A 12,259-nucleotide genomic window follows, 5' to 3' on the forward strand; every position below is an offset into this window, starting at 1 on the left:
AGGGAGGAGGGCAAGCCTGACGATTAACTGTAGACCGATGCGATCGGTGCTGCTTGATGTCAATCGGAGGTCATGAACGAAGAAGTGGCAATGGGCCATAAAGTCATTAAAGTGAGCGTCCCCCACCCTAGTTCAAGGATTGACGATGCGCCCAACCGGATTCTGGACCCGCTGCCAAACCGCCGTACTGACCAGTTGCCTGCTCGGCCTGCCGCTGGCCGTTCTCAGCCTTGAGACTCAGGCAGCGGAGCCTGATTTCATCACCCTGGTGATCGAGAACGAAGGCGACTATCCCATCACGTTCGAGCCACCGTTCCACGTCGATTCTTCGGATTTCGAGCGCAAATACCCGGTAAGCGCGCCCAAATACGCTACCGCCAAGGGCTTGGAGTCCGGTCCCGTGGTGATCGGCGCGCGCCAGCAGGGCATGCTGGTGATGGCCTTGAGCAAGCCGATGTTCAACATCCTCGATATCTTCAGCAAGGACTGGGGGTTCAACCTCAAGTTCTGCCAGGAGCGTGGGGCCTGTGACGAAGCCCGGCTCAGCGGCACCATCCGCTCCACCACCAGCTTCAACTGGAAGCAGTCGAACAACTTCAGCCAAGCCCAAGTCAGCGATATGACCAACGACGAGCTGGAGGCCTATGCCAAGACCAAGGCCATGATCTCGGGCATTCTGACCACCCTGGGCAGCGTACTCGGCCTGCCGATCGGTGCGGGCGGCATGATCGGTGGCCTGCCGGATGCGCAGAACTTCAAGGTGACCCTGAAGCAGCAATGCAATGCACGCTTCTCGATGAACCTGGAGTCCTCGCTGGCACAGAACGGCGATTTTCTCGTCGACTTGCGGGTCAACCGCGTGCTGCCCAGTGACATGACCAACTTCAACGGTTTTGTCATCGACGACAGCGCTGTGGTCGGCAAGGGGTTGCGCCTGGTGGAAAACAACTGCCGCGATGGCCGGCAAGCCCAGTGCCTGATCAGATTCAACGGCGGCACCGACATCAAGAACCTCAACACCACCGAGTTCTCCGTCACCGATCGCGCCGGTTGTATGGCCGGCGACAAGCTGGCCTATTCCCAGGGTGCGTTCATGCTCAGCAACAAGGTCGGCTTCCCGGTGCGCTACACCCTGTTCATCAAGGACCGCATGGTCGACAACGGCGAAGTCTGGCCCGACCAGAACAAGGACCTGCGCCAGTTGGTGGGTCAGGTCATGGCCACCGTTGGCGACCAGGAATGCCCGCAGGCCCAGGACCCCTGGATGGGTGGGCGGCGCATGGGTGTCTGCCCGTTGCGCCTGGAAGTCCAGGGTGACGGTGGCCCGGGGCTCAAGGGCAGCCTGCGTTGCAGCCTGTCCATGCGCCAGGGCACCGTGGGCGACCCCAATGCCGACTACATGAACCTCTACAGCCTGACCGGTTGCACCCCGGCCATGCCGGCGTCCATCAGTCCGGTGGCCGGTTTCTACCAGATGGACGTCAAGCGTCTGGTGCCCCTCAGTGGCATGCACAAGATGATCTCCATCGACCTGATCAAGCCGCAGCAGCAATAAGGACCCCAGTAGATGTCGGTGACACAGGCTTTTACCGCCCCGGGCGGACACGATGCGGCGCTGACCCGGCGCGACGACGACCTTCTGGATCGCTGGCCGGTGGCCAAGCTGGTCTATCGCATGATCACCGCGACGCCCCTGGGGTGGTCGGCGCGGATCGGCCTCTATGGTCAGTGGGGCAGCGGCAAGACCAGCGTGCTGAATTTTCTGCAGCAGATTGCTGAGAAGAACGACGACATTGTCATCCGGCTTCCCGCGTGGCGCACCACCGGGGAGCAGGAGTTCATGGTGCAGTTCTATTTGCAACTGGCCCAGGTGCTGGGACGCTTGGGCTACGCAGAGCCCTTCCGGAACTGGACGAAACGCCAATCGAAAAAAGGTGCAGATCTGGTTGGGGCGTTGGCAAAAAAAATAGCTGAAACGGAGTTGCCAGAGTCAGTTAACTCCAGTTACTTCGTCACCGCCTGGGCCACTGCCGCCGGTGTCGCCGCCGAGAAATTAAGCGACATATTGCAGCTCGACAGCAGCGACATAGAGGCCCTGCGCAAGGAACTGGGTCATAGACGAGTCATTGTCTTCATCGATGACCTTGACCGTGCCGATCCGCAAATACTCCCGCAGACGCTTCTAGCCCTGCGCGAGCTCCTGGACTGGCCGGGATTCGTCTTTGTCCTGGCCTTCGACAAGGACGTGGTGGGCAAGGCACTTCGCTCCTATTCCGAAGCCTTCGGCGAGTCGGCCCAGCACTTTCTGGACAAGATCATCGATGTACCGGTGACCCTGCCCGAGCCAAGCCCGAAGCAGGTGCAGCGAATGGTCGCCAGGAACCTGAAATACTGCTGCCCATTCCTGCCGGACACGGCCATCGCGCAGACCGCCGAGTGGTTTCCCACCAATCCGCGCCAGGCCAAACGCATCTGCCGCAGCTTGTCGGTGTTTGGCGCGGCGGCTGATCGACATGCCGATGGGCAACTGGACTGGCGCGGGATTGTTCTGCAGACCCTCTTGCGTGAAACCGAACCCAAGGTGGCCCAGGTGGTTGAAGAGCACCTGCTGGGTTTCCACTCGGCCTTCAGAGCTAACATGTTCGGCAATGCCAATACCAAGGAACAGGAGCAGCACAAGCAAGTAGCGCTCAACGCCGCACAATCTCCCAAGGATGAGATTAAGAACAAGCGCCTGCTGAAGTTGATCGAAGAGCTGGGCCATGCCAGAAGCAAACTGTCTCTGGCAAACATTCACTATGAGATGAGCCTGGCGGTCCGCGAAGTGGAGTTCACCATTCCCGAGTTTTCCCGGTTGGTGAAATCCTGGGGTGAATTCCAGAACGTCCAGACCCTCAACGACTTCATTCGTGATGCGGCCAGTCGTAGCGATGAAGGTGAGGTTGCCGTGGCCAGCGCGATGCTCAACATGGCGAATTTCCAGTATGGCGAGCAGTTGGGCAGAACCGCCTCGTTCTACTCACGGGAAGCCTTTGAGCGAGCGTTGAGCCGTGCCGGTGAGCTGCTGGGGTTGATCGAGTTCTGTTACACGGCCGATCTTCAGGGCGCCATGTTCAAGGCACGCAGCGAATATGACGTGTGTATCGGCTTTATCAGGAGCTTTTATGGGAGTGTCTCAAAGGACGGCAGCCAACCGGAAAGAGCGCTCCGTGAACGCGAGCTGCGATTGGCGGCGATCATTGCCGCTCAGTGCGATGATCCACAGCGCCTGTATCTGGATGCCGAGCCTATACAGGGCACGCTGCGTGTTCCTGCCTGGGAAGTTGCCCGAGCATATGAGCACTATGTGGATGCGTTGCGGACGGTGCTCGCGCCGCCTCTGATACACAGTGCCATCCAGGTGTTCGCCTTGCCCAATGGCGTAGCGAATGCACTGGGCCAGGATGATGCGCGACTGAAGTGGGTACTGACTGAAGAGCGCTCACCCCTGTATACCCAGGCCAGCAAAGACTTGGGATGCGCAGCCTTGAAGGAACTGATCGGCAGCACCCAGGAGCTGGGCGCCAGGGAAATACTGGCGAAGAACGCCTTGTCCTACCTTGGTGCGTTTACTGATCGATGGGAGTCTTCCTCTACCTGTGCAGAGCAGGCCACGCGCTACCTGGAATATATCCAGCTGGCTTGGCAAGCCCTCTGCCAGCTGGAGCCGACCATCCAGACCCGGGTGTATCTGAAGAAGTTGAAGTCGCAGCTTGAAAAGCAGGTGGCAAGCCCGGGGTTGCTTGACACTCCCGACTGGTGGAGTGGCAAGCCCGATGACATCGAGCACGAACTGCGAGGCATTTGACTCCGCGCGGCCTCCGCTCAATAGCGGGAGAGGCCATTGCCCCGGGTTTCGTTGACGTGCCTTGGCCCTGGGCGCAGGGGGCTTGCTGCACTCACCCCGGCGGCAGCAACCGCAACGGGTCCACCGGTACGCCATTGGCGCGGATCTCGAAGTACAACTGGGCGCGGTCGGTGTCCTGGGACCCGGCCTCGGCAATCTTCTGGCCCTTGATCACCATCTGGCCTTCCTTGACCACCAAGCGGCTGTTGTAGGCGTAGGTGCTGGTGTAGGAGGGGCCGTGCTGGAGGATCATCAGGTTGCCGTAGCCGCGCATGTAACCGGCGAACGCCACTTTGCCGCCCAGGGTGGCGTGGATGGGCTGGCCCTGGGTGGTGGCGATGCGGATGCCTTGGTTGAGCTTGCCGGTGGGGGAGAAACGGCCGATCAGCACCCCGCGCAGCGGCCAGCTCCAGCCTTGTAGGGTGACCTTGGGCATGGGCGGGGCGGGCGGTGCGGCCTTGACCTTGCTCTTGCTGGCGGTGCTGCGCGACTTGCTGCTGACTACGCGGGTGGTCCTGGTCGCGCCGCCAACCCGCAGTACCTGGCCGACTTCCACGGTGTAGGGCGCCTTGAGGCCGTTGAGCCGCGCCACTTCCTTCCAGTTGGTGCCATTGCGGCTGGCGATCGAATACAGCGTGTCGCCACGCTTGACCCGGTATTCACCGGCCTTGAGCGGCCCAGTGCCGCCAGGGCTGGAGGAATTGGAGCTGCAGGCGGATACCGCCAGCAGCAGTGCAATCAATAGAAGTCTTACCAACACGCGGCAACCATTAAGTCCTGACCAAGTCCTGTAGCCCAAGCTGCCTGTAGCGCGCCGGGCAAGCCGGCAACTATACCCGTTTGCCGGACAACCGGCGCGCAATAGACAGTGTTCGGTGCCGTTAAATTCCATCAGGACTCAGGGCGTGGCGGATTTCCCGGGCCGCTCCGGGCGGGCTATTGCCGTCGATAGACTGTCGCACTCCAGTAGCGACTGCCGTCGCTGTGCTGGCGTTTCCAGCCGGCCGCGGCCAACTGCTTGCCGATCAGGCGGTTCATCCAGCCATGACCGAGCAACAGCACCGGCTGTTGCCCGGCCAGGGACTGCAATCGACGGGCGGCGACAGCGGCGCGCTGGCGGGCCGCAGCGGCCGATTCGACCTGCCTTGAGTAACCGCACAGCCAGAGGATTCTCAGGATCGCAGCCCAGGTAAAGGGCGACAGGCGTGGTCGTCTCCAGCGTGCGTAGGGCAGTTGCGCCTCGCCGAACACCGGGTCCACCAGGGTTGGCTCCCTCCTGAGCGCCTGGACGGACGCCAGGGCCCGCGGAGCGTTGCTGGAGACAATCACCCCAGCGCTGGCGGCCAGTTGCAGGCTGGAGGGCGGGGCCGGTTGCCCGCCGATGTCGGAACGTTCGTAGTCCTGTATCCAGCCCTGCATGTCGAGGGCGGAAACTTTCCGGGTGGCGATACCTTGGGGCTGACCGTGACGCATGAGAATGATGGTGTTGTTCAACGGCTTTCTACGTCCTTGTTGGTGCTGCTTGAGGAGACGGGGGCAGCCTGGGCGATCCAGCCGTGATCCCGGTACCAGGCCAGGGTATCGCCAATGGTGCGTTCCAGGGAGCGAAAACTCAGCTCGAGTTCCTGTTCGCTCTTGCGGGGGTCGAAGTGGCTGCGGTCCGCTTCCCGAAGCATCAGGCGCACGGTCGCCAGGCTCAGCAACACCGGCTTGCCGGTCAGGCGCGCATAGACCTCCTGCACGGCGGCCAAGGTATAGAGCAAGGGCACCGGCAGCGGGCGTGTCGGCGTGGCGACCCCGGCGATACGCCCGATGATGGGCACCAACTGGGCCATGGTCATGTGCCGGCCCGCCGCCAGGTAGCGTTGGCCGCGGCGTCCGTAGCGGGCAGCGGCAATCTGCGCCAGGGCCACATCCCGGGCGTCGACCAGGGAGAAGCTGCCGGGAACCAGTCCCGGCAGGCGGCCGCGCACCACGTCCATGAGCAATTGCCCGGCGGAGGTCGGCCCGATATCGCCGGGGCCCCACATCCAGCCTGGCAGGACCATGCACCCCTGCATCTGTGGATGGCTGTCGAGAAAGGCCAGCAGGACGCGATCGGCGAGGATCTTGCTGCGGTAGTAGTGGTCCGCGCCTGCCGGGTCGCGCAGGCAGGTTTCATCGATCAGGCTGCCGGGCGCGCCGTTGAGCACGGCAATCGACGAGGTCTGCACGACGCGGCGGATGCCGGCGCCGTAGGCCCGCTCCAGCAAGTGCTGCGTGCCCAGGACGTTGATCTTGTGCAACTGCTCCCAGTGGCTGCCGCCCTTGTAATTGTCGCGAAAGAACGCCGCGGCATGAAACAGCGTGTCGCAGCCCTGCAACGCGGCGGCGAACCCGTCGACATCGGCCAGGTCGCCGACCACCAGTTCCAGGCCATGCAGGGGGCCGAACTGCTGTTCGCCCTTGGCCCTGGAGCGCACCAGGGCCTTGACCTTGCAGCCTCGGGCCAGCAGCTCGCGTACCAGGTTGTTGCCCAGCAGGCCGGTGGCACCGGTGACAAAGGTGCAGTGCATTTCAGGGCAATAGCCGCTATCGGTGTCTGTGGGTACAGGGTGTTCGGGGGCGTTGCTCATTCAATCCGTTCCATGGGGAGGCGAGGGCGCTAGATATACCTTGGACGAGACCCTGGAAAAATGGCGAGTCCTGCATAATAGCTTTGCGAATTTGCACAGCTGACGGCAGGGAGTAGCACTTTGGAAGCCAATTGGGATGATCTGCGCCTGTTGCTGGCGGTCTGGCGACGGGGCAGCTTGCTACAGGCCGGGCAGTTGCTGCAGGTGGCGCCGTCGACGGTGTCCCGGCGCTTGAGCCAGCTGGAGGCGGCCCTGGGCGAACCGTTGCTGGAGCGGGGCGTCGAAGGCTGCTGGTTGACCCCTCGGGGCCAGGCGCTGGTGGACGTGGCCCTGGCGGCGGAGGCCGGGCTCAGGCGACAGCGGGCCCTGGGCAACCCGCCGCGACCGAGCGAACTGCAGGGCAGCATCCTGGTCAGCGCCGGGGAGGGGTTTGCCTCCAGTGTGCTCGAGGCGGCCCGGCGCCTGACATCGGCCCACCCTGGATGCTCGGTGGAATTGCAGGTCAGTGCCGAGTTTCACAAGCTGGCTCGCGGTGTGACGGATATCGCCGTGCGAACCGCGCATATGGGAGAGCCGTCGCTGATCTATCGAGCCCTGGGCAAGCTTGAATACGGGGTGTTCGCCAGCCCGGAGCTGCTGCGCCGCTGCCCGGGCATCACCCCGGCCACCGCCCCCACCATCGGCCTGCTGCCGCCCCTGGACAACCTGCCGCCGATGCGCACGGCCAAGGCCGCAGGCCTTGACGGCAAGCAGATCCGGGTCAACTCGTTCAGTGCGCAGGTCGAGGCGGTGCGTCAGGGGATGGGGGTTGCGGTGATGCCGCGGATTTTGGCCGGGGATCTGCTGGAGGTGTTTGCGCCCATGACATTTGCGCCGCTGGAGGTCTACCTGGTGACCCGGCCGCAAGCCTTGAAGCAGCCGCACATCAAGCAGTTTTTCGCGGTGCTGGAGCAGGTGCTGGGTGAGCGGCTGTCGGCTGCTGCAACCGGCGCAACCGCTTAGGGTTGCGCCGGCCCGGCACTCAATGCGGTGCGCGGGGGATGGTCTTGAGCAGGTCTTCGGGGCTGATGTGGCCGACGACGGCTTCGGCGGCGGCGCTGCCCGGCAGCGGCAGGTCGAGGATGTGGCCCTTGATCTTGCCCACCACGTGCATCTCGCAGGGCTTGCAATCGAACTTCAGGGTCAGCACTTCGTCACCGTGCACCAGTTGCATCGGCGCCACCTTGGTGCGCACCCCGGTCACGCCCTTGGCCTGCTTGGGGCACAGGTTGAAGGAGAAGCGCAGGCAGTGCTTGGTGATCATCACCGGCACGTCGCCGTGCTCTTCGTGGGCCTCGAACGCGGCGTCGATCAGTTGCACGCCGTGACGGTGGTAGAAGTCCCGGGCCTTCTGGTTGTAGACGTTGGCCAGGAACGACAGGTGCGACTCCGGGTACACCGGCGGCGGGTTGCTCTCTGCCTTGCGCGCGCCCCGTGGATGAGCCGCGACGCGGGCCGTGTCCAGCGCTTCGATGACTTCCCGGCGCAGGGCCTTGAGCTGGGAATTGGGGATGAAGTACGCCTGGGGCGCATCCAGCTTGATGTTCGTGGCGTGGTAGAGGGTGGTGCCCAGTTGCCCCAGCAGGTCCTGCAGTTGGCCGAGGGCCTGCTCCGGTTTGTTGGCCACGCCGAACGGACCGTCCAGGGCGACGCTGGCGCTGATGCCTTCTTCGCTGGTGGCGGTCAGTTGCAGGCGTTCTTCCCGCAGGGTGGCCAGCCAGGACAGGCCAATGCGCCGCTCGGCGGAGGTACGGGTCAGGGCCTGTTGCCAGTTGTGATCGAGGTTGCGGCTCAGCGGATGGTTGGGCCGCAGGCGGCTCAGGGCTTCGGGCATCTCGTTGGGCTCGACCCGATAGCGGTAACGTTTCTCGCCGTCTTCTTCGAACTCGCCGCGGGCTTCAGCGATGTTGGCGCGAAAACCCACCACCTCGCGCTTGACCAGCAGGTTGAGGCCGTCGCCGTTGGACAGCGGCTCGAAGGTCACCACTTGCAGGTCGCGCTTGCCGACTTTTTCCACGCTGCCCACTGGCAGGCCGGTAAAGGTCGGCGAGTCGAAGGCGCCGATGTCGATCTTGCGCTCGCTGACGAAGTAGTCGGTGCTGCCACGGTGGAAGGTCTTGTCCGGATCGGGGACGAAGAAGTGCGCGGTGCGGCCGCTGGAGGCGCGGGCCAGGTCCGGACGGTCTTCGAGGACGTCGTCCAGGCGCTGGCGGTAGTAGGCCGTGATGTTCTTCACATAGGCCATGTCCTTGTAGCGCCCCTCGATCTTGAACGAGCGCACGCCGGCTTCCACCAGGGCGCGGATGTTGGCGCTCTGGTTGTTGTCCTTCATCGACAGCAGGTGCTTCTCGTAGGCGATCACGCCGCCGTGCTCGTCTTTGAGGGTGTAGGGCAGGCGACAGGCCTGGGAGCAGTCGCCGCGGTTGGCGCTGCGACCGGTCTGGGCGTGGGAGATATTGCACTGGCCGGAAAAGGCCACGCACAAGGCGCCGTGAATGAAGAACTCGATGGCCGCGTCGGTTTCGGCGGCGATGGCGCTGATTTCTTTCAGGTTCAGTTCACGGGCCAGCACCAGTTGGGAGAAACCGGCCTGGTCGAGGAACCGGGCCCGCTCCAGGGTGCGGATATCGGTCTGGGTGCTGGCATGCAGCTCGATGGGCGGAATATCCAGCTCCATCACCCCCAGATCCTGGACGATCAACGCATCGACACCCGCGTCGTACAACTGATGGATCAGCTTGCGTGCCGGCTCCAGTTCGTTGTCGTGGAGGATGGTGTTGAGGGTGGTGAACACCCGGGCGTGATAGCGGCGGGCGAACTCCACCAACTGGGCGATCTCGCCCACCTCGTTGCTGGCGTTGTGACGGGCGCCGAAGCTCGGGCCACCGATGTACACCGCGTCGGCGCCGTGCAGGATGGCTTCGCGGGCGATGGCCACGTCGCGGGCAGGGCTGAGCAGTTCCAGGTGATGTTTGGGCAAGGACATGTTTTTTTAGTCAGGCTTATCAGGGTCAAGGCGCGCATTGTAGCGGCGAAACGCGTGCCCGGCATCCGTATGCTGCCCGGTGGCGGCCACGCGTTGCGCGCAGCCGCCGGTTACAGCCGCTGCGTCAGGCCTTGGCGGCCATCGCGGTGACTTCCACGCGCATGCCTTCCACCGCCAGAGCGGCCACGCCAACGGCGGCGCGCACCGGCCAGGGCTTGGCGAAGAAACGCTGGTAGACCTCGTTGAACGCGGCGCGGTCGGCCATGTCGGTGAGGTAGATGGTCAAGTGCATGACCCGATCCATGGAACTGCCGGCCCGTTCCAGGGCCACTTTCAGCGCCTGCAGGGTGCATTCGCTCTGCAGGGTGATGTCCCCCAGTTCCAGGCTACCGTCGGCACGGGTCGGGATCTGGGTGGAAACCAGGATGCCGTTGAACGCGGCGACGTCGGAGGAGATGGAGTCCGCGTCCGGGTCGGGGGTGAAGATGAGGTCTGGGTTGGCCATGGGGGTCTCTTGTTCGAGGGAAAACGGTTCGCAAGGATGAGTGGGTGCCGATTGAAGTTCAAGTTGTGAGGGTCTTTTTCCGGTCCTCCTCCCATGCATCGTCCAGGTCACGCTTGCAGGCTCAGGCGCCTGTTCAAATCGCGGACCCGTTGCGCGTCGGCTGCGGGAGCGCTTTTGAGCATGACACTGAGCTTGTCGTCAGCGAACTTCATTCCCGGCTACCGGCCTGGAACAGCTGCAGGAAGCCTTGCAGGGTGTTGTCGACGAAGCGCTGGTCGGAGGTGCCGGCAGGAAAGTGCAGGACGCCATGGATCACCAGTGACGCCAGGCCGTGGGTATAGGACCAGCCGGCGAGGGCGGCCCGACGGACCTCGGGTTGTTCGATGTCCAGTTCGAGGATCTCGGCAATGATCCGTCGTAGCTCGCCAAAGGCTTGGTTGCGGGCATCGAGTAAGAGGGGCGGCATCTCGCCAGTGGCGAACTCGGGGCCGAACATCAGTTGGTACAGCGCCGGGTTGGCGCGGGCAAAACTGAAGTAGGCCAGGCAGGCATCGCGCAACTTTTGCTGACCGCTCTGGGTACTGTCCCGGGGCAACACCTGGGCCAATTCGTGAAAGCCTTGAGCGGCCAAGTGGCCAATGAGCTCCGCGCGATTGGCGTAATGGTGATAGGCCGCCGTGGCACTGACCCCGACCCGTTCGGACACAGCGCGCAGCGACAGCTTGGTCGGGCCGACTTCCTCAAGCATGTCCCGGGCCGCATCGAGCAGTTGCGGTGCCAGATTGCCCACGTGGTAGGAATCCCGTGAGCGCGAGGAGTGCTTGGTCATGTTTGGAAGGCCCCGAATGGCGTCGACGGAAAGGCAAAAAAAACGCCGAAATCTTATCATGAGCCATAATCTTGACGGCGCTAAGATTGGCTCGTAGCCTGGGCGCCACAACAACAAGACCGCTTAAGGAAGCCCCCTATGTCAGAACTGAAACTGCAACCCCAGGCCGCTGTATCCTTGCAACGCTGGCACGCCATGGTCGCCGGGCAAGACCTGCACGGCTTGCCCGGACTGCTGGACCCCAAGGTGGTGTTTCGTTCGCCCATGGCCCATACCGCCTACCCGGGAGCCCAGGTCGTGGCGACCATCCTTGGCACGGTGCTCAATGTCTTCGAGGATTTTGCCTATCACCGCGAGCTGGCCACCGCCGATGGCCTGAGCGTGGTGCTGGAGTTCAGTGCCCGGGTCGGCGACAAACAGGTCAAGGGGATCGACATGATCCGCTTTGACGAGGGCGGCAAGATTGTCGAATTCGAGGTCATGGTGCGGCCCATGAGTGGGCTGCAGGCCCTGGGAGAGGAAATGGGCAAGCGTTTGTCCGCCTACCTCGCCGCCAGCAAGGGAGCGCCGTCGGCACCCTGAGAAGCCGGGTTATTCGAGGGTTTCACCGGCGGCCGGGCTCAACCAGGTCGCCACCACCCGCCGATCCAGCTCTTCCCAGTCCGCCATTCCCAGCACCCGAGTGGTGTTCAGGCCGCGCAAATAGCCGCGCAGTTGGTAGGCAACCGCCTGCAATGCCTGCGGTTCTGCGCTGTCGTCGCGCAATACGCTTTCATACTCGATCAGGTAGTCGGCCACCCGCTCGCGAAATTCGGGCAGGACGGCATCGCGGATAAGGTCAAAAGTTCGCACGCAAGAATCCCTTTTAGTTGTAGTTGGACTGCCGGGCAGTCTGCCCGGGGGGCAACTATTGGTTCAAGTGATAGTGACAATCAAAAAACAGCTATTTTGTCGGACGCGTCAACCGTGGAAAATCGCCGCCCTCGATAGCGCCCGCAGGGTTCAACCCGTGGCGCCCTGTACCGCGTTCTTGACTCCAGGATTTGTCCGATGCGCCTTTTACCCCTGTTTGCCATGACTTCTGCCGTTCTCGTGCTGGCTGGCTGTGCCTCCGCGCCGAACGACCCGAGCCTGGTCATGCAGACCCGCAAAACACCCGCCCAGTATGCCGATTGCGTGATCCCCAAGCTGCAGAGCAGCGACCAGACCGCCACCGTTTCGCAGTCGCAGCGCGGCTACCGGATCGTGGTCACCAGCAAGGTGGCGGCGGACAACGTACTGGAAGCCTACAAGGCCCCCAATGGCGGCAAGGTGTTCCTCTATGAGCGGCATCTGCTGGCCTCCAGCTTTGCCCCGTCCCATTTCGAAAAGGCCGCGCAAGACTGCCTGTAGCCTGCCC

12 protein-coding genes are annotated in these 12,259 nt (G+C 63.2%); 5 read left to right on the plus strand and 7 right to left on the minus strand.

Annotated elements, in window-relative coordinates:
- Nucleotides 1-145 precede the first annotated feature (145 nt).
- Together Q8O96_RS22665 and Q8O96_RS22670 are read left to right on the plus strand one after the other, a co-directional pair.
- On the plus strand, nucleotides 146-1,555 hold the full coding sequence (locus tag Q8O96_RS22665) for a hypothetical protein (protein WP_305949439.1): 1,410 nt from the start codon (nucleotides 146-148) through the stop codon (nucleotides 1,553-1,555).
- Between the two features lie 12 nt (nucleotides 1,556-1,567).
- A complete protein-coding gene (locus Q8O96_RS22670) occupies nucleotides 1,568-3,847 on the plus strand; it encodes a P-loop NTPase fold protein (protein WP_250330251.1) in 2,280 nt (759 codons plus the stop codon).
- A 91-nt stretch (nucleotides 3,848-3,938) separates the two neighbouring features.
- Here Q8O96_RS22670 and Q8O96_RS22675 read toward each other — a convergent pair whose 3' ends face one another.
- The 3 genes from Q8O96_RS22675 to Q8O96_RS22685 all read right to left on the minus strand — a co-directional run bounded on the left by Q8O96_RS22675 (nucleotide 3,939) and on the right by Q8O96_RS22685 (nucleotide 6,441).
- Complete coding sequence (locus tag Q8O96_RS22675; protein ID WP_102879395.1) at nucleotides 3,939-4,646, minus strand: peptidoglycan DD-metalloendopeptidase family protein; 708 nt, start codon at nucleotides 4,644-4,646, stop codon at nucleotides 3,939-3,941.
- Between the two features lie 176 nt (nucleotides 4,647-4,822).
- Nucleotides 4,823-5,359, minus strand: coding sequence for a histidine phosphatase family protein (locus Q8O96_RS22680; RefSeq protein WP_305949495.1), 537 nt, complete (start codon nucleotides 5,357-5,359; stop codon nucleotides 4,823-4,825).
- Between the two features lie 17 nt (nucleotides 5,360-5,376).
- The gene (locus tag Q8O96_RS22685) at nucleotides 5,377-6,441 is read right to left on the minus strand and encodes an SDR family oxidoreductase (RefSeq protein ID WP_305949496.1); all 1,065 of its coding nucleotides are present in this window, start codon (nucleotides 6,439-6,441) and stop codon (nucleotides 5,377-5,379) included.
- Between the two features lie 180 nt (nucleotides 6,442-6,621).
- On the opposite strand from Q8O96_RS22685, the gene Q8O96_RS22690 reads away from it, so the two are divergent.
- Nucleotides 6,622-7,503 carry a LysR family transcriptional regulator gene (locus tag Q8O96_RS22690; RefSeq protein ID WP_305949440.1) on the plus strand — a complete coding sequence of 294 codons (882 nt, stop codon included), beginning with the start codon at nucleotides 6,622-6,624 and terminating at the stop codon, nucleotides 7,501-7,503.
- Between the two features lie 19 nt (nucleotides 7,504-7,522).
- On the opposite strand, the gene Q8O96_RS22695 is transcribed toward Q8O96_RS22690, so the two are convergent.
- The 3 genes from Q8O96_RS22695 to Q8O96_RS22705 all read right to left on the minus strand — a co-directional run bounded on the left by Q8O96_RS22695 (nucleotide 7,523) and on the right by Q8O96_RS22705 (nucleotide 10,860).
- On the minus strand, nucleotides 7,523-9,526 hold the full coding sequence (locus tag Q8O96_RS22695) for a U32 family peptidase (protein WP_305949441.1): 2,004 nt from the start codon (nucleotides 9,524-9,526) through the stop codon (nucleotides 7,523-7,525).
- 124 nt (nucleotides 9,527-9,650) lie between these two features.
- Nucleotides 9,651-10,031 carry a RidA family protein gene (locus Q8O96_RS22700; protein WP_102865077.1) on the minus strand — a complete coding sequence of 127 codons (381 nt, stop codon included), beginning with the start codon at nucleotides 10,029-10,031 and terminating at the stop codon, nucleotides 9,651-9,653.
- Between the two features lie 208 nt (nucleotides 10,032-10,239).
- Nucleotides 10,240-10,860 (minus strand): TetR/AcrR family transcriptional regulator, encoded by a 621-nt coding sequence (locus Q8O96_RS22705; RefSeq protein WP_305949442.1) that lies wholly within the window; start codon nucleotides 10,858-10,860, stop codon nucleotides 10,240-10,242.
- A gap of 138 nt (nucleotides 10,861-10,998) precedes the next feature.
- On the opposite strand from Q8O96_RS22705, the gene Q8O96_RS22710 reads away from it, so the two are divergent.
- A complete protein-coding gene (locus tag Q8O96_RS22710; RefSeq protein ID WP_102865075.1) occupies nucleotides 10,999-11,442 on the plus strand; it encodes a nuclear transport factor 2 family protein in 444 nt (147 codons plus the stop codon).
- A 9-nt stretch (nucleotides 11,443-11,451) separates the two neighbouring features.
- On the opposite strand, the gene Q8O96_RS22715 is transcribed toward Q8O96_RS22710, so the two are convergent.
- Nucleotides 11,452-11,712, minus strand: a complete 261-nt coding sequence (locus tag Q8O96_RS22715) for a hypothetical protein (protein ID WP_102865074.1) — start codon at nucleotides 11,710-11,712, stop codon at nucleotides 11,452-11,454.
- A gap of 198 nt (nucleotides 11,713-11,910) precedes the next feature.
- Between Q8O96_RS22715 and Q8O96_RS22720 the strand changes: the two genes are divergently transcribed.
- A complete protein-coding gene (locus Q8O96_RS22720) occupies nucleotides 11,911-12,252 on the plus strand; it encodes a hypothetical protein (protein WP_102865073.1) in 342 nt (113 codons plus the stop codon).
- The last annotated feature ends 7 nt before the right edge of the window (nucleotides 12,253-12,259 follow it).

This window comes from Pseudomonas sp. LPH60, from assembly GCF_030718165.1.
Classification (GTDB): domain Bacteria; phylum Pseudomonadota; class Gammaproteobacteria; order Pseudomonadales; family Pseudomonadaceae; genus Aquipseudomonas; species Aquipseudomonas danubii.

Excerpts from the sequence above, each read along its gene's own strand:
- Q8O96_RS22665 (WP_305949439.1), top strand. The coding sequence starts at position 146 with ATGCGCCCAACCGGATTCTGGACCCGCTGCCAAACCGCCGTACTGACC.
- Q8O96_RS22670 (WP_250330251.1), top strand. The coding sequence starts at position 1,568 with ATGTCGGTGACACAGGCTTTTACCGCCCCGGGCGGACACGATGCGGCG.
- Q8O96_RS22680 (WP_305949495.1), bottom strand. The coding sequence starts at position 5,359 with ATGCGTCACGGTCAGCCCCAAGGTATCGCCACCCGGAAAGTTTCCGCC.
- Q8O96_RS22685 (WP_305949496.1), bottom strand. The coding sequence starts at position 6,441 with ATGCACTGCACCTTTGTCACCGGTGCCACCGGCCTGCTGGGCAACAAC.
- Q8O96_RS22695 (WP_305949441.1), bottom strand. The coding sequence starts at position 9,526 with ATGTCCTTGCCCAAACATCACCTGGAACTGCTCAGCCCTGCCCGCGAC.
- Q8O96_RS22700 (WP_102865077.1), bottom strand. The coding sequence starts at position 10,031 with ATGGCCAACCCAGACCTCATCTTCACCCCCGACCCGGACGCGGACTCC.
- Q8O96_RS22705 (WP_305949442.1), bottom strand. The coding sequence starts at position 10,860 with ATGACCAAGCACTCCTCGCGCTCACGGGATTCCTACCACGTGGGCAAT.
- Q8O96_RS22710 (WP_102865075.1), top strand. The coding sequence starts at position 10,999 with ATGTCAGAACTGAAACTGCAACCCCAGGCCGCTGTATCCTTGCAACGC.
- Q8O96_RS22720 (WP_102865073.1), top strand. The coding sequence starts at position 11,911 with ATGCGCCTTTTACCCCTGTTTGCCATGACTTCTGCCGTTCTCGTGCTG.